This is a genomic window from Mycolicibacterium gilvum, assembly GCF_900454025.1.
Lineage (GTDB): Bacteria > Actinomycetota > Actinomycetes > Mycobacteriales > Mycobacteriaceae > Mycobacterium > Mycobacterium gilvum.
On sequence record NZ_UGQM01000001.1, the window covers coordinates 1,494,590 to 1,516,403 of the forward strand.

20 protein-coding genes and 4 pseudogenes are annotated in these 21,814 nt (G+C 64.2%); 13 read left to right on the top strand and 11 right to left on the bottom strand.

Annotation, left to right across the window (positions count from 1 at the left end):
• Positions 1-4 precede the first annotated feature (4 nt).
• Positions 5-550, top strand: a complete 546-nt coding sequence (locus DYE23_RS07045) for a nucleotidyltransferase family protein (protein ID WP_115326855.1) — start codon at positions 5-7, stop codon at positions 548-550.
• Between the two features lie 133 nt (positions 551-683).
• Positions 684-860, top strand: coding sequence for a hypothetical protein (locus DYE23_RS30795; RefSeq protein WP_011895619.1), 177 nt, complete (start codon positions 684-686; stop codon positions 858-860).
• Between the two features lie 123 nt (positions 861-983).
• Here the strand turns inward: DYE23_RS30795 and DYE23_RS07050 are convergent, their stop codons facing one another.
• The 7 genes from DYE23_RS07050 to DYE23_RS07080 form a co-directional block, all read right to left on the bottom strand.
• The gene (locus tag DYE23_RS07050) at positions 984-1,301 is read right to left on the bottom strand and encodes a hypothetical protein (RefSeq protein ID WP_115326856.1); all 318 of its coding nucleotides are present in this window, start codon (positions 1,299-1,301) and stop codon (positions 984-986) included.
• Positions 1,302-1,308: 7 nt separating this feature from the next.
• Positions 1,309-3,108 (bottom strand): acetyl/propionyl/methylcrotonyl-CoA carboxylase subunit alpha, encoded by a 1,800-nt coding sequence (locus DYE23_RS07055; RefSeq protein WP_013472567.1) that lies wholly within the window; start codon positions 3,106-3,108, stop codon positions 1,309-1,311.
• Between the two features lie 67 nt (positions 3,109-3,175).
• On the bottom strand, positions 3,176-4,342 hold the full coding sequence (locus DYE23_RS07060) for a GGDEF domain-containing protein (protein ID WP_115326857.1): 1,167 nt from the start codon (positions 4,340-4,342) through the stop codon (positions 3,176-3,178).
• Positions 4,343-4,468: 126 nt separating this feature from the next.
• Positions 4,469-4,690 carry a hypothetical protein gene (locus DYE23_RS07065; RefSeq protein WP_235660343.1) on the bottom strand — a complete coding sequence of 74 codons (222 nt, stop codon included), beginning with the start codon at positions 4,688-4,690 and terminating at the stop codon, positions 4,469-4,471.
• Between the two features lie 172 nt (positions 4,691-4,862).
• Positions 4,863-5,273: a SufE family protein gene (locus DYE23_RS07070; protein WP_011895614.1), complete on the bottom strand. Its 411-nt coding sequence runs from the start codon at positions 5,271-5,273 to the stop codon at positions 4,863-4,865.
• The gene (locus DYE23_RS07075) at positions 5,270-6,187 is read right to left on the bottom strand and encodes a sulfurtransferase (RefSeq protein ID WP_011895613.1); all 918 of its coding nucleotides are present in this window, start codon (positions 6,185-6,187) and stop codon (positions 5,270-5,272) included. Before DYE23_RS07075 ends, DYE23_RS07070 begins: the two co-directional genes overlap by 4 nt.
• A gap of 24 nt (positions 6,188-6,211) precedes the next feature.
• Positions 6,212-7,528 carry an acyltransferase family protein gene (locus DYE23_RS07080; protein WP_337442309.1) on the bottom strand — a complete coding sequence of 439 codons (1,317 nt, stop codon included), beginning with the start codon at positions 7,526-7,528 and terminating at the stop codon, positions 6,212-6,214.
• A 296-nt stretch (positions 7,529-7,824) separates the two neighbouring features.
• Between DYE23_RS07080 and DYE23_RS07085 the strand changes: the two genes are divergently transcribed.
• Complete coding sequence (locus DYE23_RS07085) at positions 7,825-8,193, top strand: hypothetical protein (protein ID WP_115326859.1); 369 nt, start codon at positions 7,825-7,827, stop codon at positions 8,191-8,193.
• An 81-nt stretch (positions 8,194-8,274) separates the two neighbouring features.
• Positions 8,275-8,622 (top strand): hypothetical protein, encoded by a 348-nt coding sequence (locus DYE23_RS07090; protein ID WP_115326860.1) that lies wholly within the window; start codon positions 8,275-8,277, stop codon positions 8,620-8,622.
• Here the strand turns inward: DYE23_RS07090 and DYE23_RS07095 are convergent, their stop codons facing one another.
• Genes DYE23_RS07095 through DYE23_RS07105 form a run of 3 tightly spaced genes read right to left on the bottom strand, consistent with a single transcriptional unit; the run spans position 8,623 to position 11,187 of the window.
• Positions 8,623-9,255: a Maf family protein gene (locus DYE23_RS07095; RefSeq protein ID WP_172527892.1), complete on the bottom strand. Its 633-nt coding sequence runs from the start codon at positions 9,253-9,255 to the stop codon at positions 8,623-8,625.
• Complete coding sequence (locus DYE23_RS07100; RefSeq protein WP_115326862.1) at positions 9,252-9,533, bottom strand: acyl-CoA carboxylase epsilon subunit; 282 nt, start codon at positions 9,531-9,533, stop codon at positions 9,252-9,254. Before DYE23_RS07100 ends, DYE23_RS07095 begins: the two co-directional genes overlap by 4 nt.
• A 28-nt stretch (positions 9,534-9,561) precedes the next feature.
• Positions 9,562-11,187 (bottom strand): acyl-CoA carboxylase subunit beta, encoded by a 1,626-nt coding sequence (locus DYE23_RS07105; protein WP_115326863.1) that lies wholly within the window; start codon positions 11,185-11,187, stop codon positions 9,562-9,564.
• Positions 11,188-11,648: 461 nt separating this feature from the next.
• Here DYE23_RS07105 and DYE23_RS07110 point away from each other — a divergent pair, with 461 nt between their 5' ends.
• The 8 genes and pseudogenes from DYE23_RS07110 to DYE23_RS07140 all read left to right on the top strand — a co-directional run.
• Positions 11,649-12,065, top strand: coding sequence for a hypothetical protein (locus DYE23_RS07110; protein ID WP_115326864.1), 417 nt, complete (start codon positions 11,649-11,651; stop codon positions 12,063-12,065).
• 200 nt (positions 12,066-12,265) lie between these two features.
• Positions 12,266-14,026, top strand: a complete 1,761-nt coding sequence (locus tag DYE23_RS07115; protein ID WP_115328886.1) for a DUF4012 domain-containing protein — start codon at positions 12,266-12,268, stop codon at positions 14,024-14,026.
• A 123-nt stretch (positions 14,027-14,149) separates the two neighbouring features.
• A complete protein-coding gene (locus DYE23_RS07120; protein WP_115326865.1) occupies positions 14,150-15,646 on the top strand; it encodes a tyrosine-protein kinase domain-containing protein in 1,497 nt (498 codons plus the stop codon).
• Positions 15,647-15,731: 85 nt separating this feature from the next.
• The gene (locus DYE23_RS07125) at positions 15,732-16,955 is read left to right on the top strand and encodes an O-antigen ligase family protein (RefSeq protein WP_172527721.1); all 1,224 of its coding nucleotides are present in this window, start codon (positions 15,732-15,734) and stop codon (positions 16,953-16,955) included.
• 247 nt (positions 16,956-17,202) lie between these two features.
• The gene (locus DYE23_RS32005) at positions 17,203-17,649 is read left to right on the top strand and encodes an acyltransferase family protein (RefSeq protein WP_276051713.1); all 447 of its coding nucleotides are present in this window, start codon (positions 17,203-17,205) and stop codon (positions 17,647-17,649) included.
• Positions 17,553-19,256 carry an acyltransferase family protein gene (locus tag DYE23_RS31725; protein WP_276051712.1) on the top strand — a complete coding sequence of 568 codons (1,704 nt, stop codon included), beginning with the start codon at positions 17,553-17,555 and terminating at the stop codon, positions 19,254-19,256. The genes DYE23_RS32005 and DYE23_RS31725 overlap by 97 nt, the downstream gene beginning before the upstream one ends.
• Before the next feature lie 17 nt (positions 19,257-19,273).
• Positions 19,274-19,764, top strand: a pseudogene (locus DYE23_RS31285) (Mu transposase domain-containing protein); the annotation flags it as partial.
• A gap of 58 nt (positions 19,765-19,822) precedes the next feature.
• Positions 19,823-20,292: pseudogene (locus DYE23_RS07140) on the top strand (ATP-binding protein); the annotation flags it as partial.
• Positions 20,293-20,321: 29 nt separating this feature from the next.
• Here the strand turns inward: DYE23_RS07140 and DYE23_RS07145 are convergent.
• A pseudogene (locus tag DYE23_RS07145) lies at positions 20,322-20,717 on the bottom strand (integrase core domain-containing protein); the annotation flags it as partial.
• A gap of 62 nt (positions 20,718-20,779) precedes the next feature.
• Between DYE23_RS07145 and DYE23_RS31290 the strand changes: the two are divergent.
• A pseudogene (locus DYE23_RS31290) lies at positions 20,780-21,789 on the top strand (IS3 family transposase); the annotation flags it as partial.
• Between the last annotated feature and the right edge of the window lie 25 nt (positions 21,790-21,814).

Consider the following 21,814-nt stretch of genomic DNA (forward strand, 5'->3'; position numbering starts at 1 on the left):
CACTGTGGGACAGCGACTTTCGACGACCGGGGTGGTTCTGGCCGCCGGCGCGGGAACCCGGTTCGGGATGCCGAAGGTGCTCGCCGACGGCGGGGAGTGGCTGCGGCGCAGCGTGGCCGCGCTGTCCGACGGCGGCTGCGACGACGTGGTGGTGGTGCTCGGGGCGGCGGTGGTCGACGTCCCGGTACCCGCCCGGGCGGTCGTCGCCGACGACTGGGGTGACGGCTTGAGCGCCTCGGTCCGGGCCGGCGTCCGGGCGGCCTCCGGTGCGGATTTCGTCGTGCTGACGACCGTCGACACCCCGGACGTCGGCGCCGCGGCGGTGCGGCGGGTGCTGACCGCTGCGCGAGAGTCGACGTCGGGACTGGCCCGCGCCCGCTACGACGGCAGACCGGGCCACCCCGTCGTGATCGCTCGCCGGCATCTGCCGCAGATGCTCGACAGCCTGTCGGGGGACGACGGCGCCGGGCCGTTCCTGAAGGCCCGCGCCGACGTCGTCGCCGTCGAGTGCGGCGACCTGAGCAGCGGCCGCGACATCGATACCCGCTGACTGTCCACCGATCGGGGGACAGCAGATTCCACCGGTCGCGGTCCGATCGCCCGACAGACGGTCCGCCGTCGGTGCGCGAGAGTTATCTCATCGCCGGGATGACCGGCGCCGGACACGATCGAGAGGCTCCGAGATGACCCGCTTCAGCCGCTTCCTCGCCACACCCCTGCTGTCCGCGGCGATCTTCGGCGCGACCCTCGGCATGGCGGGCACCGCGACCGCGATGGGTGTCAACGAGAGCAACATGGCGCCCGACACGCACTCGCGCACCTACTACCAGTTGCTCACGGAATCCCGCTACGGGTTCTGATGCCGCTGCGTGGCCCGGGGGAGTCGCTGAGCACCGTCGAGAAATGTGCGGTGCACCCCGGGTCGCAGCCACGGCCCGTCCCGGTTCGAGTCCCGAATCTCGGACCGGGGCGGGCCCTCTTCGTCAGCCCAGCATGGCCGCGGCGAACCGGCCCACGGCGTCGGCACCGGTCCCGGCGGCCTGCTCGTGTCCGGGCCTGCTGCGGGTGGCGATCGCACCCGTCGCGGGATCGAGTGTCACCTCGGCCAGCAGTTCCCCGGTGGTCGGCTCACAGATCGCCCACGAATACAGCGTCCCCGAATCCCAGTGCGCGGCACGCCGATTGACGAAACCGGCGTCGTGTTCACCGAGATCGGCCAGCGCCGGTCGGTCATCGACCCGGTCGTCGGCGCGCAGCGCCCGCAGATACCAGGCGCCCGCGTTGATCTCGACGGGTTCCACGCGAGGGCTACTCGGCGTCTTTGAGCTCCGCGATCACGGTGCCCTGGGTGATGGCAGCGCCGGGCTCGACCGACAGGCCGGTGACGACACCGTCCTTGTGGGCGGTGACCGGGTTCTCCATCTTCATGGCTTCGAGCACCACGACGAGGTCGCCGGCGGCGACGGTCTGGCCCTCTTCGACCGCGACCTTGACCACGGTGCCCTGCATCGGCGCCGTCACCGCATCACCGGACGCGGCGGCACCGCCGCCCCCGCCACGCTTGCGCGGCTTCGGCTTCTTGCGGATCGCGCCGTGCGCGGGGGCTCCGCCGCCGACCGCGAGGTCACCCGGCAGGGACACCTCGAGGCGACGGCCGCCGACCTCGACGACGACGGTCTGACGCGGGATGGTGTCTTCCTCGTCGATCGGGTCACCACCGGTGAACGGCTCGACGGTGTTGTTCCACTCGGTCTCGATCCACCGGGTGTGCACGGTGAACGTCTCGCCGTCGCCGATGAAGGCGGGGTCGGCGGTCACGGCGCGGTGGAACGGGATGACGGTGGCGAGGCCCTCGACATTGAATTCGGCCAGCGCGCGGCGCGAGCGGGCCAAGGCCTCTTCGCGGGTGGCGCCGACGACGATCAGCTTGGCGAGCATGGAGTCGAACTGTCCGCCGATGACCGAGCCGGATTCGACGCCGGAGTCCATCCGGACGCCGGGGCCCGTCGGCGGCTCGAACTTGGTGACCGGGCCGGGCGCGGGCAGGAAGCCACGGCCGGCGTCCTCGCCGTTGATGCGGAACTCGAAGGCGTGTCCGCGCGGCGTCGGGTCCTCGGTGATGTCGAGGGCTTCGCCGTTGGCGATCTTGAACTGCTGCAGCACCAGGTCGATGCCGGAGGTTTCCTCGGTGACGGGGTGTTCCACCTGCAGGCGGGTGTTGACCTCGAGGAAGCTGATCAGGCCGTCCTGACCGACCAGGTACTCGACGGTGCCCGCGCCGTAGTAGCCGGCTTCCTTGCAGATGCGCTTGGCGGACTCGTGGATCTCTTTGCGCTGCGCGTCGGTCAGGAACGGCGCGGGCGCCTCCTCGACGAGCTTCTGGAAGCGGCGCTGCAGCGAGCAGTCGCGGGTGCCGGCGACGACGACGTTGCCGTGGGTGTCGGCGATGACCTGGGCCTCGACGTGGCGCGGCTTGTCGAGGTAGCGCTCGACGAAGCACTCACCGCGGCCGAATGCGGCGACGGCCTCGCGGGTGGCCGAGTCGAACAGCTCGGGGATCTCTTCGATGGTGCGGGCGACCTTCATGCCGCGCCCGCCACCGCCGAAGGCGGCCTTGATCGCGACGGGGACGCCGTACTCCTTGGCGAACGCGACGACCTCGTCGGCGTCCTTGACCGGATCCGGGGTGCCGGGAACCAGCGGCGCGTTGGCGCGCGCGGCGATGTGGCGGGCGGTCACCTTGTCGCCGAGGTCGCGGATCGACTGCGGGCTGGGCCCGATCCAGATCAGCCCGGCGTCGAGGACGGCCTGGGCGAAGTCGGCGTTCTCGGAGAGGAAGCCGTAGCCGGGGTGGATCGCGTTGGCGCCGGACTTGGCGGCGGCGTCGAGCAGCTTCTCGAACACCAGATAGGACTCGGCCGAGGTCTGGCCGCCGAGGGCGAACGCCTCGTCGGCGAGCCGCACGTGCGGTGCGTCGGCGTCGGGCTCGGCATAGACCGCCACACTCTGAAGTCCGGCGTCCTTGGCTGCGCGGATCACCCGGACGGCGATCTCTCCACGGTTGGCGACGAGCACCTTGGAGATCTTCGAGCTGGCGTGACTGGCCACTGCGCCTCCTGATGGCATGTTCTTTAAGAGATTCGTAAAAGAAGATATCTCGGGCAGTTTAAGGGGCTCAATCCGAGGTGCGGCGAGCCGGTCGGTTACCCGTCGGTAAGTTGTCGGACCCGGTCACCGGGATCGCTGGTAGATCGATCACGGTGTGCCGGATCTGGTTGCCGCCGGCGCGCTTGGCCTCGTACATGGCGCGGTCGGAGCGTCGGAACAGCGTGACGACGAGGTCCTGGAAATCGTCGGTGGGCACATCGTTGATCGACGCGACCGCGGTGCCGACGCTGCCGGTGATGTGTTGCGGCAGTGCGGCGATGGCGGCGCGGAGGCGTTCGGACAGGCCGGTGTCGTGGGCGGTCTCGCAGAGTTCGGCGACCATGAACTCCTCGCCGCCGACCCTGCCGACGAGCGCTCGGCCGTTGGCGGCGGTCAGGAGTGCCTGCCCGACGCCAACCAGCGCGTCGTCGCCGGCGCTGTGGCCGTAGGTGTCGTTGAGCACCTTGAACTTGTCGAGGTCGATCATCGTCACGGCGAGGAAGTCGGCGTGTTCACGGTGCGACAGCAGCAGGGCGTTGATCTGACGGAACAGTGCGCGCCGGTGCAGCAGCCCGGTCAGGGGGTCGCGGTCGGACTGGACCACGTCGCCGCCGAGGGCGTGGACGAGCGACTGCACGGAGAACGGGACGCTGATGTTGATGATCAGCACCAGCCCGAGGGCGGCGACGATCAGGTGGCCGTCGGTCTCGCCCATCGCGCGCACGGCCTGCAGTCCGCCGATGTAGGCGGCCACGACGACGTTGTAGAGCATGTATTTGGCGCTGTGCAGACAGGCGATGGAGATGCCCGTGGTGGCGAACGCCGTCGCTCCGACCACGCCGATGAGTTGATCGGTCTGGACCTGACAGAAGAGGGCGATGGCCAGGTTCAGCGCCAGGATCAGCACGACGGATTGGCGTTTCGACGGCCAGATCGACCACCGAACCGCCGCGCAGCCGAAGGCCAGGGCGACCGCGGCCCATCCGAGGGTCACGTCGAGGGTGCCCGTCGGTCCGCCGGGGCTCAGCATCACCGTGGCCGCGACCAGTGCCAGTCCTGCCGCGGTGACGGCCGTGATCACCCGGGCCAGACCGACCAGGCCCCGTGCGCTGAGGTAGTCGGCGAACCAGTCGTAGTGGTCGGCTTGGCGCCACCAGTGACGCAGGCCCGCGACGACCGAAAGTTGCCGTGGCACTGGATGGACCACCTGGGGATCGGGCGCAAGGGACAGCGACGCGCGGTGGCGGAACGGACCAGCGAAGTCTACGTGGCTGACATCGGCCGATGGCGATGATCGGCCAGGGCGCGCCGCGTCAGGTGGTTACCAGGTGCCCATACCGGGGCCGCCGGACCAGCTCGGCCGGAATCCGCGGGCGCGGGTGCCGTCGATGCGTCCCGGGACAGCGATCATGGAGTCGCGGACCTCGCCCTGGGCGTGCAGGTAGTCATCGGCGCCGCGGACGTCGCCGAAGGTCGCATCCTTGGACACGGTGCCCTGGCCGCTGTTCACGGTGCGGTCGGGGCTGCGATGACGGCGCTCCACGCGGCGACCTTGCGCACGCGAACCCAACCCTCGGTGGTCTTGGACATTCCCTCACCCTTTCTGGGCATCCCCTGTCGGAATGCGTTGATCACCTTGCGACGACAGTAACAGCGAGCTCCGAACGCGTCAGACGTCCGCAGTCACCCGTCTTATCGGCGTGGAGGGCCCGGTGTTACGTCAGACGCTTCTTGATGCGGGTGAGCATTGCGGACATGCCGCGCAGTCGCAGCGGGCTGATCAGCTTGGCCAGGCCCAGGTCGGTGTAGAAGTCGTCGGGCACGGCGAGGATGTCGGCGGCGGACTGGCCGTCGAGACCGGTGGCCAGGATCGCGGCGAAGCCCCGCGTGGTCGGCGCCTCGGCCGGTGCGCTGAAGAACAACCGCACATGGTCGCGGTCGTCGGCGTCGACGTGGAGGAACAACGGGGACTGGCATTCGGGCACCGGCTCCATCGCCGCCTCTTCGAGTTCGGCGGGCAACGGCGGGAGCTCGTCGGCGAACTCGAGAAGTAGCGCCAGCTTGTCTTGTCCGTCAACGTCTTTGAAGTCGGACACCACCTCGGCCAGTGCGGCCGGCATGCTCATCGTGCGGTGGCCGGCGCCTCGCCCGGCGCATCACCTGGTTCGGACCCGACGGCCACCGGGACGCGCACCGCGTTGCCCCATTCGGTCCAGGAGCCGTCGTAGTTGCGGACTCCGGGCATGCCGAGCAGGTGGGTGAGCACGAACCAGGTGTGGCTGGAGCGCTCACCGATGCGGCAGTAGACGACCGTCTCGGGGTTGTCGTGCTCGGACAGGAAGCCGTAGAGCTCGTCGAGTTCGGCGCGGCTGCGGAACTTGCCGTTGTCCAGCGCGGCCTTGGCCCACGGGATCGAGACGGCGGTCGGGATGTGGCCGCCGCGCAGGGCGCCTTCCTCGGGGTAGTCGGGCATGTGGGTGCGCTCGCCGGTGTACTCCTGCGGGGACCGCACGTCGATAAGCGGCTCGGTGCCGAGGACGGCGAGGACGTCCTCTTTGAAGGCGCGGATCGGGGCGTCGTTGCGCTCGACGACGGGATAGCCGGTGGTCTGCTTGGTCGGCACGTCGAGGGTGGTGTCGCGGCCGTCGGAGATCCACAGGCTGCGGCCGCCGTCGAGCAGTCGCACGTCGGGGTGGCCGAACAGCGTGAACACCCACAGCGCGTAGGCGGCCCACCAGTTGCTCTTGTCGCCGTAGATCACCACGGTGTCGTCGCGGGAGATGCCTTTGCGGTTCATCAGGTCGGCGAACTGCTCGCCGGTGATGTAGTCGCGCACGTTCGGGTCGTTGAGGTCGGTGTGCCAGTCGATCTTGACCGCGCCCGGGATGTGGCCGGTGTCGTAGAGCAGGACGTCCTCGTCGGACTCGACGATCGCCAGGCCCGGCCGGCCGAGGTTGCCCGACAGCCAGTCGGCGGTGACGAGCCGCTCGGGGTGAGCGTAGGACTGCAGGGCGGGGCTGGGATCGGCAGGTAGCGGCACGTCACAGAGCCTACCGGGGTCCGGTTACGGGCTCGGGGCGGTCGGAGCGATCGGTGCCGGGCTGTCGATGGCCTCGGGGCTCATCGCGTAGCTGATGACGCTGACCGTGATCAGGATCAGCGCGCCGACGCCGGCGATTTTCGTGGACAGCGCGGTGTGATGGAGGCCGTGCCTGCGGTCGTCGCGGGCCTGCCGGAGGCCTTGCAGGCTTGCGTCGCGTGCGGGGTTCTCGACGAAGTGGTGCACCGCCAGCGCTAACCCGAACGCCAGCGTCACGACGCTCGCGTAGTAGAAGACGCTGTGCTGCATGACCGCGGCCAGCAGCACGATGACGGGCCAGTGCACGAGGTACAGCGCGAACGAGATGTCACCGAGGTAGGTGCTGGCGCGGTTGCGCAGGAAGCCCTGCAGTTCGGGTTCGCGGCCGACCCCCGCGGCGATCACCAGGGCGGCACCGGAAACGGGCAGCAGCGCCCACGGCACGGGGAAGCCGGCGCTGCCGTCGATGAGGACGAATGCGGCGCCGATCAGGGTCAGCCCGGTCCAGGACAGGATCGGTCTGATCGGGTCGGGGATGCGGGACAGCGTGCCGACGGCGAGGGCCAGGAGTGCGCCGACGCCGAGTTCCCAGACGCGAGCGAACGTGTCCAAGTAGGCCCACGACGGTGACGAGGCCGTCTGGACAGCGGCCCAGGCCAGGGACGCGACCACGACGACGCCGACGGCCACCGCGAGGCGCGCGCGCCAACGCTCGTCGGTCCACGCCTTGCGGACCGCGATCGCGGTGATGCCGAGGATCAGCACGGGCCACACGATGAAGAACTGCTCCTCGACCGCGAGCGGCCAGTAGTGCAGCAGCGGTGACGCGGAATCGGCCGCGCTCGCCGCATCGGCGCCGCTCGCGGCGAAATGCCAGTTGGCGACAAAGAAGAACGCGAACAGGGCGTCCACTGCGGTGGCCGAGAGTCGTTCCGGTGTCGCGAGTGCCGCCGCGGCGAGGGTCAGGACGAGCACCACGGTCGCCGCGGGAACGATCCGGCGGAGCCGCCCGGCGTAAAAGGCGCGCAGGGACGGGGAGCCGGTGTCCGCGGCGGTTCGCAGCAAACTCTCAGTCACGAAGAAGCCGGCGATGACGAAGAAGATGTCGATGCCGACGAATCCGCCTCGCGGCCACCCGGTGAGAAAGTGGGCGAACACGCCGAGAACGGCGACCGCCCGCAGGCCCTGAACGTCGAGCCGATGATTTGCTCGTTCTGCACGTCGGCGTCGACGCGCCGATGCTTCCCGCCATTGATCTACACGTGTAACCATGAATGAGTCCCCCCGACCGTCAAATAGCATGACACGTTAGTTCTTCGCTGTTTACCCCGGTCGGCGCGGGATGGCAACACTTACGTGGTTCAGGTCACCCGTGGTCGCGGTGTTGAAGTCGGCGGACAGACGCGCGAGCGCTCCTGCCCGGGGGCTGCCGGTCTCCTGATAGTTCGCTGGGGAAGCATGTCGATCACCTGACCTGGGCTTACAGTTACCAGGACACCGACAGACTTCGAGCGACGCGGCTCGGTCCGGTACGGCCACTCTTCACAAGCCGAGCCGATCTCCGGTGGGCGGATTCTTACCTAGGCAAGGGGCTTACTGTGCAGACGAAGCTTGTTTCAGCAACGGCAGCGGCGTGCGCGCTGCTCGGCGGTGCGCTCGGAACCGCGGGACCGGCGTGGGCCCACGCCGACGACGCCCTGATCCAGTACAAGGAGCCGGACGCGATGTGGGTGATGCCGGACCTCAAAGGCAAGGTGCTGTTCGCGGCCGAGCAGGAGGTCGAGGCCGACGTCGAGAATATGCCGCTGACGTTCAACGTGGTCGCACCGAACCACGCGCCCGTCTACAACCTGGAGAACTGGGTGGTGTGCGGAGAGTCGCCCAAGGCGGGTGCCGCGCTGTCGCAGAAGACCAAGAAGATCACGCTGCTGGTGGAGCGTCCCGGCGCGGAGCACTGCGGCGCGTAACGGGCAGTCCGGGGCGCGCCCTTAGTAAATCGTGATCTTACGGCTGGCAGGAGACCCACAGCCGACGCTAGGGTACTTGCCATGGAGCGCAAGGGGTTCAAGAAGATCGCGGCCGGTACGGCATCGTTCGGCATGCTGCTGACGGGCGTCCTGGTGGCAGCGCCGGCGGCGGGGGCTCAGACGTCGACGTGGACGATGCCCGCGTTGCGCGGTGAAGTGCTGGAGAGGGCCGTCAACAGTGTCGAGGGCGCTGCCGGTTCGGCACCGATCCGCTTCAACATCTACGACATGGTGCACAACCAGGTCGTCTACAACTACACCAACTGGGTGGTGTGCGGTCAGTCGCCGCGCGCGGAGTCGACCGTCAAGGTCGGTGCCAAGCCGCAAACGGTCACTTTCGCCCTCAAGCGGCGGCAGTCGGGCTGCTAATCAGCGCGTCCAGAACTCCGAGATCGAGAGACCGGTTCGGCTGATCAGTCGCTGAACCAGCGGCAGGCTGACCCCGATGACGTTCGACGGGTCGCCGTCGATGCGGTCTATGAACCAACCGCCGAGCCCGTCCAGGGTGAACGCGCCCGCCACGTGGAGCGGCTCGCCGCTGTCGACATAGCGCGTCAGCTCGTCCTCCGAGGGCGTCCCGAAATGCACTGCGGTGCTGCCGGTGTCGCCCTCGGTATGGGTGATGACGCCGTTGCGCAGGCGTAACAGCGCATGGCCGGTGAGAAGGTGGCCGGTCGTGCCCGCCATCGACTCCCATTGCCGCCGGGCCGCTTCCGCGGAACCGGGTTTACCGCTGAGCTGACCGTCGAGATACAGCATCGAATCGCAGCCCAGCACAACGCAATCGGCCAACAGCTCCTGAGGGAGTGCAGCGGCGACGCTGAGCGCCTTCGCGTTCGCGAGCTTGGCCACCACAGCTTCGGGCGGCAGGTCCGGGTCCAGCGACGCGAGCAGCGCGTCCTCGTCGACATCGGAGACGACGACCTCCGGGTCGATACCAGCCTGCCGGAGCACTCCGAGCCGACCCTGAGAGGCAGAACCCAGCACGAAGCGCGTCATCAGCGCCGCATGTGCATGCGTTCCCACAGGGTGGTGCGTTGCCAGCTGGTGGTGTCGTAGCGCAGTTTGTCGACCGGGTGGCCCCAGAGGTTGAGTTCCTGAGGTCCGGGGTCCGCCGCGGCTCCTCCGCCGGCGCTGGCGAGCACCGCGACCAGCGCGGCGATTTCCTCGGCGGAGGGATCTCCCGTGAGCACCTGGAAGTGGGGGTCGGGGGCGGGCGGGTCGTCGATCGTCATGTCCCGCGGATCGGAGACCTCGACGATGTCGGCGTCATGGTTCATGACCGAAAGTCCTTGTCCGTAGCGGGGATCAGAGCGGAATGTTGCCGTGCTTCTTCGGCGGGGTCTGAACGACCTTGCGCTCCAACAGCTTCAGCGCGGTCGCGACGTAGCCGCGGGTGTGCGACGGCGGGATGACGGCGTCGACGTATCCGCGTTCGGCAGCGATGTAGGGGTTGACGAGGGTGTCCTCGTACTCCTGCTGCAGCTTCAGGCGCAGTGCGTCAACGTCTTCCCCGTTGGCGGCGGCTTCCTTGATCTGCTGGCGGTAGACGAACCCGACAGCGCCGGAGGCGCCCATCACGGCGATCTGGGCGGTCGGCCACGCGACGACGACGTCGGCGCCCATGTCCTTGGACCCCATCACGCAGTAGGCGCCGCCGTAGGACTTGCGGGTGATGACAGTGATTTTCGCGACGGTGGCCTCGCCGTAGGCGTAGAGCAGCTTGGCACCGCGACGGATGATGCCGTTGTACTCCTGGTCGGTGCCGGGCAGGAAGCCGGGAACGTCGACGAGCAGCACGATCGGGATGTTGTAGCAGTCGCAGGTCCGGATGAACCGGGCGGCCTTCTCGGAGGCGTTGATGTCGAGGCAGCCGGCGAACTGGGTGGGCTGATTGGCCACGATGCCGACCGGGCGGCCGTCGACGCGGCCGAAGCCGATGACGATGTTGCCGGCGTATCCGGCTTGCACTTCAAGGAATTCGTCGTCGTCGAGGATCCGGTTGATGACCTCGTGCATGTCGTAGGGCTGATTGGGGGAGTCCGGGATCAGCGTGTCGAGCTCGAGGTCTTCGTCGGTGAGGCTGTCTTCGATCGGGCCGGAGATCGGTGCGGGGTAGCGCGGCGGCTCGGCGTAATTGTTCGGCGGCAGATAGGACAGCAGGTCGCGGACGTAGTCCAGCGCGTCCTGCTCGCCGGAGGCGACGTAGTGCACTGTGCCCGACTTCGACATGTGGGTGTGGGCGCCGCCGAGTTCTTCCATCGTGACGTCTTCACCGGTGACGGTCTTGATCACGTCCGGGCCCGTAATGAACATCTGGCTGGTCTGGTCGACCATGATGACGAAGTCGGTCAGGGCGGGGGAGTAAACGTGTCCACCGGCCGCGGCGCCCATGATGAGCGAGATCTGGGGGATGACGCCGGAGGCCTTGATGTTGTTGTGGAAGATGCGGCTGTAGAGGCCGAGGGAGACGACACCTTCCTGGATGCGGGCGCCGGCGCCGTCGTTGATGCCGATCAGGGGGCGGCCGGTCTTGATGGCGAGGTCCTGGACCTTGACGATCTTCTCGCCGTAGACCTCGCCGAGGCTGCCGCCGAACACGGTGGCGTCCTGGCTGAAGACGCAGACGTCGCGGCCGTCGATGGTGCCGTAGCCGGTGACCACACCGTCGCCGGTGGGACGGTTCTTCTCCAGCCCGAAGTTCTTGGAGCGGTGCTTGGCCAGCGCGTCGAGCTCGACGAAGGAGCCCTCGTCGAGCAGCGCGAGGATGCGTTCGCGTGCGGTCAGCTTGCCTTTGGCGTGGACCTTCTCCACTGCGGCCTCGCCGACGGGGTGGAGGGCTTCTTCGGCGCGTTTGCGCAGATCGGCCAGCTTCCCGGCGGTCGTGTGGATGTCGATCTCGTGGGAGGCCTCGGGCTCAGTCACGCTCGTCATGAGACCTGATGCTAACGGCGCGGCTTTGCGGTGTCGCGGGTGGGTCTTACGACTCCCTTAGAGTTCCCGGTCCCGTCGACGACACTGCCATCACCGGATGGCGAATCTCAGAAAATTTTTCCACCTGCGTCGATGGCGGTAGGGCCGCCGACAGTGACGTTGCTCGAATTGCACGCGAAGTGGTGAGAATCGCCACGCCAACTTCGTCGAGTGACTTAGTTGAAGATGAAAGAAACGCGCGGTGCTGCGGAAAGCTGCCGCAAACCCGCCTAGCGGCCCCTCCCACCGGGCTGCGGCGGCGAGCGCGTACAGTTTGCTGGGGAAAATGACCTGCAGGTTAACGAGTTTTACAAGATTGCGACGGCAGCTCTCGGATCCTGCGTTTCGGTTGACACCCCAGGTGGCGTCTGGGATGCTTCCAGCAACAAACAAGGGCTTACGAACCTTCTGGGGGAGAAAACATGAATGCCATCGCGACCAAATTCAAGGTGACGGCCGCCGCTGCTGCCATCGCCGCCACGGCCGCCGTAGCACCGGTCGCTGCGAATGCTGCTCCGGCAGTTGAGCTTCCGGCCGCTCCGGCCATTGGCCAGCTGGCCGAGCAGCCTGCCGGCCTGTTCGGAGTCTTTGTTGTCCAGTTCACCGGTGCGGTGACCAGGACGTCCACCTACTGGACGCGCTACACCATCCTGAACTACCAGTCGCTGCTTGAGGCTCGCCCCCAGTCGATCTTCGCGCCCTTCTACCAGCGCCGCATCGACCAGCTCAATGCCCAGCTGGCTCGTTACGGTGAGGTAGAAATGTCGGCTTGCTTCGCCGGTCGTTCAACCTCGATCGTGGCCGGTGCGTATGGCGGCATCACGACAGGCACCTGCTAAGTCCGAAGCTGAACATCCCCATTCAGTTCAAGCACTGAAGCCTGCACGTCACCATTGGTGGCGTGCAGGCTTCTGCTATGTATAGGAAGCACCGATTGCGACTCTTCCCGCGACGCCGGTCCAACGACGATTCTTACGCCGATGACGGCGAGGACACCGGAGCGCAATACGACGATGAGCATGGGCGATTGCCGACGTTCATGCGTGGTCGCGGCTTCGTACTCGGAGCCGCTGTGGTGCTGTTCGCCATCCTCGGACTGGGAATCTGGATAGCGGTCGGAGCCTTTCAGGCCAAGTCCAACCTCGAGGCGGCTCGAACTCACGCTCAAGAAGCCAAAGAAGCTCTGCTGGATGGGAATACCGAGGCAGCGTCACAGTCTGCGGACGAGGCGTTGGTCAGCGCGCGCGATGCCCGGGATGCGACACACTCCATCGCGTGGAACATGGTGTCGGCGCTGCCTTGGGTAGGTAGCCCGTTCAAGACCGGTCAGCAGGTCACCGAAGTTGTGCTTGGTTTGGCGTCGGACGTTTTGCGGCCGGCGGCCGATGTCGGTCTGACCATCGCCCCTGATCGTCTCTATCGGGACGGTCGCGTGGATGTCGAGTTGCTCCGCAGCCAGGAAGCGGAACTCGGCGAACTGGCCAAGAACGCAACGCGTTTGAATGGCGAGGCCGCCGCCATCACGGATCCTCGCTATGTGTCGCTCCTGAATGACGCGCGTAGGCATTTGCAGAATCAGATATCCGACGTCACCTCGGTGATCGAGAACACTGCTTTGGCGGCGCGGCTGGCACCATCCATGATGGGTGCAGACGGACCTCGGACCTATTTCATGGCCTTTCAGACCAATGCTGAAGCCCGCGGTACCGGTGGATTGTTGGGCGGATACGGCATATTGCGTTTCGACAACGGCGTGCCGACAGTCGACTCACTCGCTTCTAACACCGATTTGAAGGGTGCAGTCGCTCCCGTTGACCTCGGCTTTGAATTTGACCAGCAGTATGGGTTTCAGCAGCCATTTTTCGATTTTCGAAATAGCAACATCAGTCCGCATTTCCCTTATGCCGCGGAGATATGGCAAGGAATGTGGCTCGAACAAACTGGTATGAAAGTCGACGGGGTCATCGCCATCGACCCCGTAGCGCTGAGTTACATTCTCGGTGCCGTAGGCCCCGTGACGATGCCCGATGGGGAGGTCATCTCCAGGGAGAACGTCGTTGAACTCACAGAATCAACTGCCTACAGTCGTTTTCCCCTTGAGACGGATCAAGCGGCACGCAAGCAATACCTGCAGGACATCGCAAATGCGGTAGTGACAAAGATGACAGGACAGGTCAAGTCTCCGCGACTGCTACTCGATGCGCTGGGAAGGGCTGTAAGCGAACGTCGCATCGCCGTTTGGAGCAGCCTCCCAGAAGATCAAGCTTTGTTGGAAGCAACACCGATTGCCCATATTATCCCTGACGACTCAGCGCCCTACGCGCAGGTGGTGATAAACAACCTTGCGGGGAACAAGTTGGACTATTACTTGGATACGCAAATCGAGTATGTCGCCGACGGTTGCAACGGCGACACACGTGCGTCGACGGTTACCGTCAAGTTGACCAACGCAGTTCCGGCGGCAGGATTGCCTGACTACGTGGTAGGCGCCGAAGGCCTCTCTCCAGATTTGGGCTTTACCGTTCCGCCAGGCACGAATGTTACGTCGGTGCGCCTTTTCGGAACCAAAGGAGCGGAGCTTTCGGGTGTGATTCTCAACGGCGAGCGTGTGCCGGCCATTCACTACACCGAACGCGGGCGCCCCGTGTTCGAGGTCCAGGTAATTATCACGGCAGGGCAAACGGCCAACATTATGTTTCAACTCTCCGAGCCAACAGTGCCGGGTGTACCGCGTGCGCCGAGTCAACCCTTGGTTGAGACAGTCGTCCCGCAGGTGATGGTGCCGGCATGCCCGGGGTAATCGGTTACTCGCTGCTCGAATTGAGATGGGCAGACCGTGATCGACACCAAGAAATGCTTTGATAGTCCGGATTGCGTGCAGTGATCGGCAGAGGCCGGGACCTTCACAAGTTAGGAAATCGCGATGAACTTGCAGGATTTCGTGAAACTGTTGCGGTCTCGGTGGTTGACCGTGGCCGTAACGACGGTAGCGGCGGTTCTTCTCGCAGTAGTCATCTCCCTGCTCACCACCCCGTTGTATCAGGCCTCGACGAGGCTGTTTGTTTCGACGACGGCTGGTTCTTCGCTGTCAGATGCCTACCAGGGCAACCGATTTTCGCAAGAGCGTGTCGTCTCGTACACGGAATTGCTCATGGGCCAAACTTTGGCTCAGCGCACGATAGACAAGCTGGGTTTGAATACGAGCGCAGAAGAGCTCAGGCAAAAAGTTGTTGCGAATGCTAAACCGGATACGGTCCTGATAAACGTCAATGTGCTAGACAAATCGCCGGTGACTGCTCGCGATATCGCAAATACTCTGTCTGATGAATTCGTCAACATGGTACGCGAATTGGAAACACCAGAAGATGGCGCAAGGCCCGATGCTCGCGTTGTGGTAGAACAGCGCGCGTCGATCCCAAGTTCACCTGTGGTACCGAAGACAGCACGCAACGTCGCAATCGGGCTTGCCTTAGGTCTTGCTCTAGGTATAGGGCTCGCAGTTTTGCGCGATATTCTCGACAACACTGTGAAGGACCGGGACACGCTAGAGCAAATCACAGGTGCTGGAATAGTGGGAACTATTCCGTTGGACAAGGATCGGCGGAAACAACCGGCGATCTCGTTCGAGACAGACAACTCGGGCATTGCGGAAGCTTTCCGGAAACTCAGAACGAACTTGCAGTTCCTAGCGGTCGATAGTCCCCCTCGGGTGATCATCGTCACGAGTTCAATGCCCAGTGAGGGTAAGTCGACTACATCGATAAACATTGCCCTTGCGTTAGCTGAAGCGGATCACAATGTTGTGCTCGTGGATGGTGACATGCGCCGACCTACCTTACATAAGTATCTTGACTTGATTGGACCGGTTGGCTTCAGCACAGTTCTCAGTGGCGCGGCCGACTTGGACGACGCGTTGCAGAGGACGCGTTTTCCCGGACTGACGGTTCTCACGTCGGGGGCCACACCCCCGAACCCGAGCGAATTGTTGGGCTCTCAGTCGGCGCGCAAACTGATTAACGAGTTGCGAACACGATTCGACTACGTCGTCATCGATTCGACACCGCTTCTTGCAGTCACCGATGCTGCGGTTCTTGGGGCAGCCTCCGACGGTGTGCTGGTCATTGCGAGGTTCGGACAGACTAAGCGCGAGCAACTATCACATGCGGTCGAGCACTTGGCCAGCGTCGGCGCTCCGATGCTTGGATCGGTGTTCACAATGATGCCGACGCGCGGAAGTGCGGCCTACAGTTACGATTACAGCTACTACGGCACCGAGGCTGACGAACGCTCAAACCACCGGCCTGCGTCGTCGGGACCCCTGGCTCTGGGAGTGGCGGAAACCGCCTCTGGTGTAGGCGCGCCCGCCCAGGAGGTCGGTCAGGCGGTCGGGCGAAGGCGTCGGCGAGAATCCTCGGATTAAGACCTAAACTATGTCGATTCGACAGCAGATAGATACGCAACCGAGTTACGCGTCGCGACAGCATGCGGTCCTCGGCTGGCCACTCATGACGACGGTATGGTCAGTCGTCGGGTTTGCAGTTCCGTTGAATAACGCTTTGCCGTCGGCGCTACGAACCATTTGGTTCTTAACCATATTCGGGTCGATCTGTTTATCCATCCTTCTGATGCGAGTAGGGAAGCCTCTTTATCCTGCAGTGTGGGTGTTCGCTGGGTATGCGACGCTGATCTCAGCGCTGACAGCGACCGATCAGGTCACCGTCTCAGACAATGTGTTCGTCGCCGTACAGATTTTGGCGTTGATCGGTCTTGCTCCTTTCGCGCTGACTCGGAACGCATCTGACGACGAATATTTCGCCAAGCGTGTGAGTGTCGCTTTTCTCGCCGGTCAGACTCTATCGGCTCTTGTTGCAGTACTGCAGTTATTGGGTCAGACCATTGAGGTTCCTGGAACGATCTACGGTGCGGTCTATGGTCGCGCCGCCGGGTTGGCCGAGCATCCGACCACCCTTGGGCTGATGTCATGTATCGCCGTGCTAGTTTCCCTCCGAATTCTGTTCACATCTAGACGATTCAGAATCCTCGTACTGGTCGCCTTGGCTGCCAATCTTCTGAGTCTGGTCGCGTCGGGCAGCCTTACTTCGGCGGTGATGGGGCTTGCGATAGGTCTGTTGGTCTTGGTTTTCTGCGAAAGGGAACACTTGGGCAGGATGCTCGGATGGGGTGTTACTTTTGTAGTCCTGCTAGCGGTTGTTTTTGCAGCGACCGGCGTAGGGCAGCATCTTCCCTCCCTAGCGGAGCGCTACGACCAGGTGACGAGCCCGACCGAAGCGGGATCTTGGAACGCCCGGACGCTGACCTTCGATTTTGCTTGGAACCGAATTATGGAGGACCCGGTCTTTGGTGAGGGCTTAAGCGCGAAGGCGCGCGGCTCCTATAACGGGGTTACCACTGTCCACAATTCTGTCCTGCGAGCCTGGTATCAGGGCGGCGTTATTCTCGGAATCGCGTACGGAGCTCTCTTCTTCGTCGTCTTGGTAGTCGTGATTCGGTCGATGGCTCGAAGGAAATATGGCGGCGAGGCTAGCGTGATGGCCGCGATCTTTGCGTACGCGATGGTGTCTCCACTCCTCGAGCAGCGTCACCTGTGGCTGCCAGTACTCATATGCTGGGCGTCTATTTCGCGTATGGAATCTGCGGCGAAAATCAAGGCAGCACCGTCTCTGAAGGGGCTCGATGCGTCGTTCGCTGGCACGCGAAAGCTGCGATGACGGGTCGAGGTCCACGTCGCTCTCCGTTGACTGGAACGGCCGAAGCTCTGTCGTGCCGACCTGTGATCCGGTATGACTCGGCCATGATCGACCTCGAAGCATCGTTCGATCCCCCTTGTAGCCTTTGCAAAAGTATGGTGTGTCTTGCTATCGAGTCGCTGGGGGGTCAATGACTACCGGATTGCGATCACACAGAACGCGACGCCGCCTTGTCTTCGAGATGGCGAAGCGTCCCGACCTGCAGGGTATGCGCGCGGTCGCCGTACTTGCGGTGTTTGCCGACCACTTATTCGGGTGGCCGACAGGGGGGTTTGTCGGTGTCGACGTGTTCTTCGTGTTGTCTGGATTCTTCATCACAGGGCTACTGCTCAGAGAGCGCTCCACTGACGGCACCGTGTCGTTTACGAACTTCTACGTGCGTCGCGCGAGACGCATATTGCCGTCAGCGTTACTTGTCCTAGTTGTGACCGTAGTCAGTGCGTATTTCCTTCTGCCGGCTCGCGCGCGAAGGAAAGTCTGGTCGATGCATTGTGGGCGGCCGTGTTCGCTTCGAACATCCGATTCGAGCAGGTGGGGGCTGACTACTTCCAGCAAGATCTGCCACCGTCGCCCCTTCAGCATTATTGGTCGTTATCTATTGAGGAGCAGTTCTACTTCGTATGGCCTTGGTTGCTGGCTGGTATTTTCCTCGTGACCCGCAAGGTCTACCGGCGCGGACACCTATGGGCTCGCCATTGGGGACTATTTGGTGCGATGTCACTCGTCGTGGCGGGCTCGTTCAGCTGGGCCATGTACTTGACGGAGAGTAACCCTAACGCTGCATACTTCTCGACTTTCACCCGTGTGTGGGAACTCGGAGTCGGAGCTTTGGTAGCCATCGCCGGCCCGTGGCTGGTGCGCATCCCCGATGCAGTGCGGCCTGCGCTCGCGTACTTCGGACTTATAGGGATTCTCGCCTCACTGCTTCTGATCGACTCCGAGTCCCTGTTTCCCGCTCCATGGGCGGCGCTTCCTGTCCTATCGACGGCAGTTGTCATTGTGTCCTTCTACGGGGCGAGAGTTCACGGCGTGCCGGTTCTGACGAACCCGGTAGCCCGGTGGTTTGGAGACACAAGCTACACCCTCTACCTGTGGCATTGGCCCGTCATCATCCTCTTGCCCGCTCTGGTGTCCGAGGGGTTGCTGTTTTACCTTTTGGTGCTGGGCCTCGCTCTCGGCTTGACGGCCCTGACGTACCACTATTACGAAGATCCCATTCGCAAATCGCAGTGGCTCGCTGACAAGTCCGGTCTCGGGCAGCGACGGAAGCGACAGTTCGGCTTGGCAGGATGGTCTTTTATCGGCGTCCTCACTGTTGCCACAATTGTGACCTCGATTCTCTATATAGAGCAGACCGATAAATTGTCTGCGCAGAAGCAAGAGATCGACTCAGCAGTAGTCGTCGACTTGGCGCCGCCGCTCGACACCGGACCCGCAAGCGCTGGTAGCGGCGATACTCCGGCGCTATCGGTCGTACCCGGCAATGAGCCCTGCTACGGGGCGCCAGCCCTCATCAACGACACCTGTGTCCTGCGAAATCCCGAGAAGCCTTTGCAACCGAGTATTGAGAATTTCGCCACCGAAACGGGCGGCCCGTACTGTTTCACCCGTTTGAAAGATCCTCTGATGTCGTGCAAGTACGGCTACGAAGGTCCGGATGCCGTCCGCATCGCACTGGTGGGTGATTCGCATGCAGGAAGAGTTCTTCACGGCATTGCGCCCTACCTAGAGAGTCAGAAGTGGCATCTGACCACGTTCTTCGGACAGGGATGCGTGTGGAAAAGCCCACCCATCGATCAATGCGCAGCGATGCCCGCCATCGAAGAGCAACTCGCGCAGGCGAGATTCGACCTGGTGCTTACAACGTCGACTCGCACGGGAAACGCCGCCGACTACCTCCCGGCTTGGAAACCTGTACTTGATGCAGGTAGCCGCATAGTCGTTATCGCGGACAACCCAAAAGCGAGCGAGCAGTCGATCGCATGCCTGACGCGGATCAACTTCGGCGAGGACAGATCTGGCGAGTGCGGAACCCCTAGAGCGCGGGCGACACCCGAGGATCCGCAAGTGATTGCCGCGAACCGGCTTGACCCGCCGATCCCGGTAATTGACCTAACACCGTACTACTGCACTGTTGACAACTGCCCGTCAGTTGTCGGTGACGTCATCGTCTACGCTGACATCAGCTCTCACATCACCCCGACATACATGCGGACAGTCGCGCCTGCACTGGTAAACGGAATACGTCGGTCAGTGCCGTAGCTGCGCACTTTGATGTGGACAACGAGGCCGGGATCAGTAACGCGGCCGCCTCGCCCAGGGCGTGGCCGGGTTCTGTGGGGGCTCAGTGTACCCGGTTGATTCGGGGCCCGGCCCTATGACCCCGAAACCAAAGGGCTGGTGGAACGCGCCAACCAGTACCTGGAGACCTCGTTTCTGCCCGGCCGGGTCTTTGTTTCGGCAGCGGACTTCAACACCCAGGTCTGAATGGCTGAGCACCCGGGCCAACCAGCGGCGCCATGCCGGGACTCGGGAGGTCCCCGCGCAGGCGTTGGTGGTGGATCGGGCCGCGATGGCGGTGTTGCCGCCGGTGGCCCCGGCGGTCGGCACGACAGTGACGACCCGGTTGGGCCGGGACTACTACCTCACCTGCGGCAGAGCCTACTCGGTGCATCCGGAGATGATCGGACGGATGGTCACCGTGCACTCCGGGTTGGATCCGATCACCGTGCACTGCGGGGACCGGTTGGCGGCCGAGCATCAAACGATGTTGAGGTGGCCGACCTGAGCGCTTAAGACGCGGTCTTCGGTACCGGGTAGCGGGCCTGATGCCCACCACCAAACGCACGGCGCCGGCTCCTGGTGAGGCCGACAAGCTGATCGCCCACCAGGCCCGGCTGTTGAAGCCGCCCCGGATCGCGGCGCACTACCAGCGGCTGGCCGAGCAGGGCCGGGCCGGGCCGGTCGTTGGAGGACTACCTCGGGGCGGTGTTGGCTGTGGAGTCCAGTGCCCGCGCTGAATCTGGTGCCCGCCAACGTATCCGATATGCCGGATTCCCGGCGATCAAGACGGTCACCGTTTCGATTTCACCGCTCAACCAGCAGTCGACCGCGCTCAGATCTCCCGCTTCGAGGCCGGGGGCTGGCTGGCTGAAGCCCGCAACATCGTGCTGGTCGGGCCACCAGGCACGATAAGACCCATCTGGCGACCGCGCGGGCGATCGCTGCCGCTCACGTCGGGCACCGGGTCGCGTTCGCAACGGCCGCCGGCTGGGTCACCCGGCTAGCAGAAGCGCATTGAGGGGGACCCGTTTGGTGGTCCAGTCGTTATGCGACTTTCGGTTGGTGGGTCGCCGACCACTGTAGGGCAAACTCGGTGGGGGTGAGTTCGCCGTGGGCGGTGTGGGGCCGGTTGGCGTTGTAGTCGCGGCGCCAGTCCTCGATGATCACGCGGGCCTCCAGCAGGGAGTCGAATCGCCACGAGTTGAGCAGTTCGTCGCGCAGTCGGCCGTTGAACGATTCGATGAAGGCGTTCTGCCACGGCGATCCGGGATCAATGAAAAGTGAACCGGCACCGTTGAATCGACACCAATCACTTACCGCATGTGCGACGAACTCCGGCCCGTTGTCGAAGCGCACGTACTGGGGTGCCCCATGGACGAACGCCAGCCGATCGAGCACGGCGACCACACCGTCGGCGTCGATGGATCGGTGGGACTTGACCCCGTGTGTTGGACACGCTCAATCCCAGGAATGTGCTGGGGGAAGCGAGATGATCCAACCCGATGGCAAGGAAAAATTACCCCGATGAGTTCAAGCGTGACGCGGTCGCGCTCTACCGGGACACCGAGGGCGCGACGATCGCCCAGATCGCTGCCGAGCTCGGTGTCAGCGAGGCCACGCTCTCGGCGTGGTGCAAGTCGGCCGGGGTGCCGATTCGGCACCGCCGCGGTGTCGTAGTGGCCGAGCCTGTGCCAGGGGCCGAGAGCCCTGAGCAGGAGCTGGCCCGCCTCCGCAGTGAGGTCAAGGCGTTACGCGCCACCGAGGCGCGGTTGTCCACCGAGCGTGACATCTTGCGGTCGGCGGCCAAATATTTCGCCGGGGAGACGAACTGGTGAGCCGCTTTCAGTTTGTCGCCGACCACCTGCACGCCTTCGAGGTGAAGTGGCTCTGCGCAGTCGTCGAGGTTGCGCGTTCGTCGTTCTACGCGTGGTTGGCCGGTGCTGACGGACGAGCGGCCCGTCGGGCTGCTGACGAGGCGCTGGCCGAGCGTATCCGCGCCGTCCACGACGAGGACAACACCTACGGGGCGCCGCGGATCACCGCCGAGCTCAACGACGGTGCGCCCGAGGGGCAGCGGGTCAACCACAAGCGGGTGGCTCGGGTGATGCGCGGCGCCGGGATCGCCGGTTATCGACGCCGACGTCGGGTCAAGACGACCGTGGCGGACCCGGCGAACCAGAAGGTCCCCGACCTGCTCAAACGGGATTTCACCGCCGCGCAGGTCAACACCCGTTACGTCGGCGACATCACCTACTTGCCATTGGCGACCGGCGCCAACCTGTACCTGGCCACCGTGATCGACTGCTGTTCACGGCGGGTCGCCGGGTGGGCGATCGCCGATCACATGCGCACCGAACTGGTCATCGATGCGCTCAAAGCCGCTGCTGCACTGCGGGGTTCACTGGCTGGTGCAATATTCCATGCAGATCATGGAAGTCAGTACACCTCACGGGATTTCGCGAATCTCTGCCGCGATCTGGGGGTCGTCCAGTCGATGGGTGCGGTGGGGTCATGCCTGTTGACCGGCTAATCGGGGA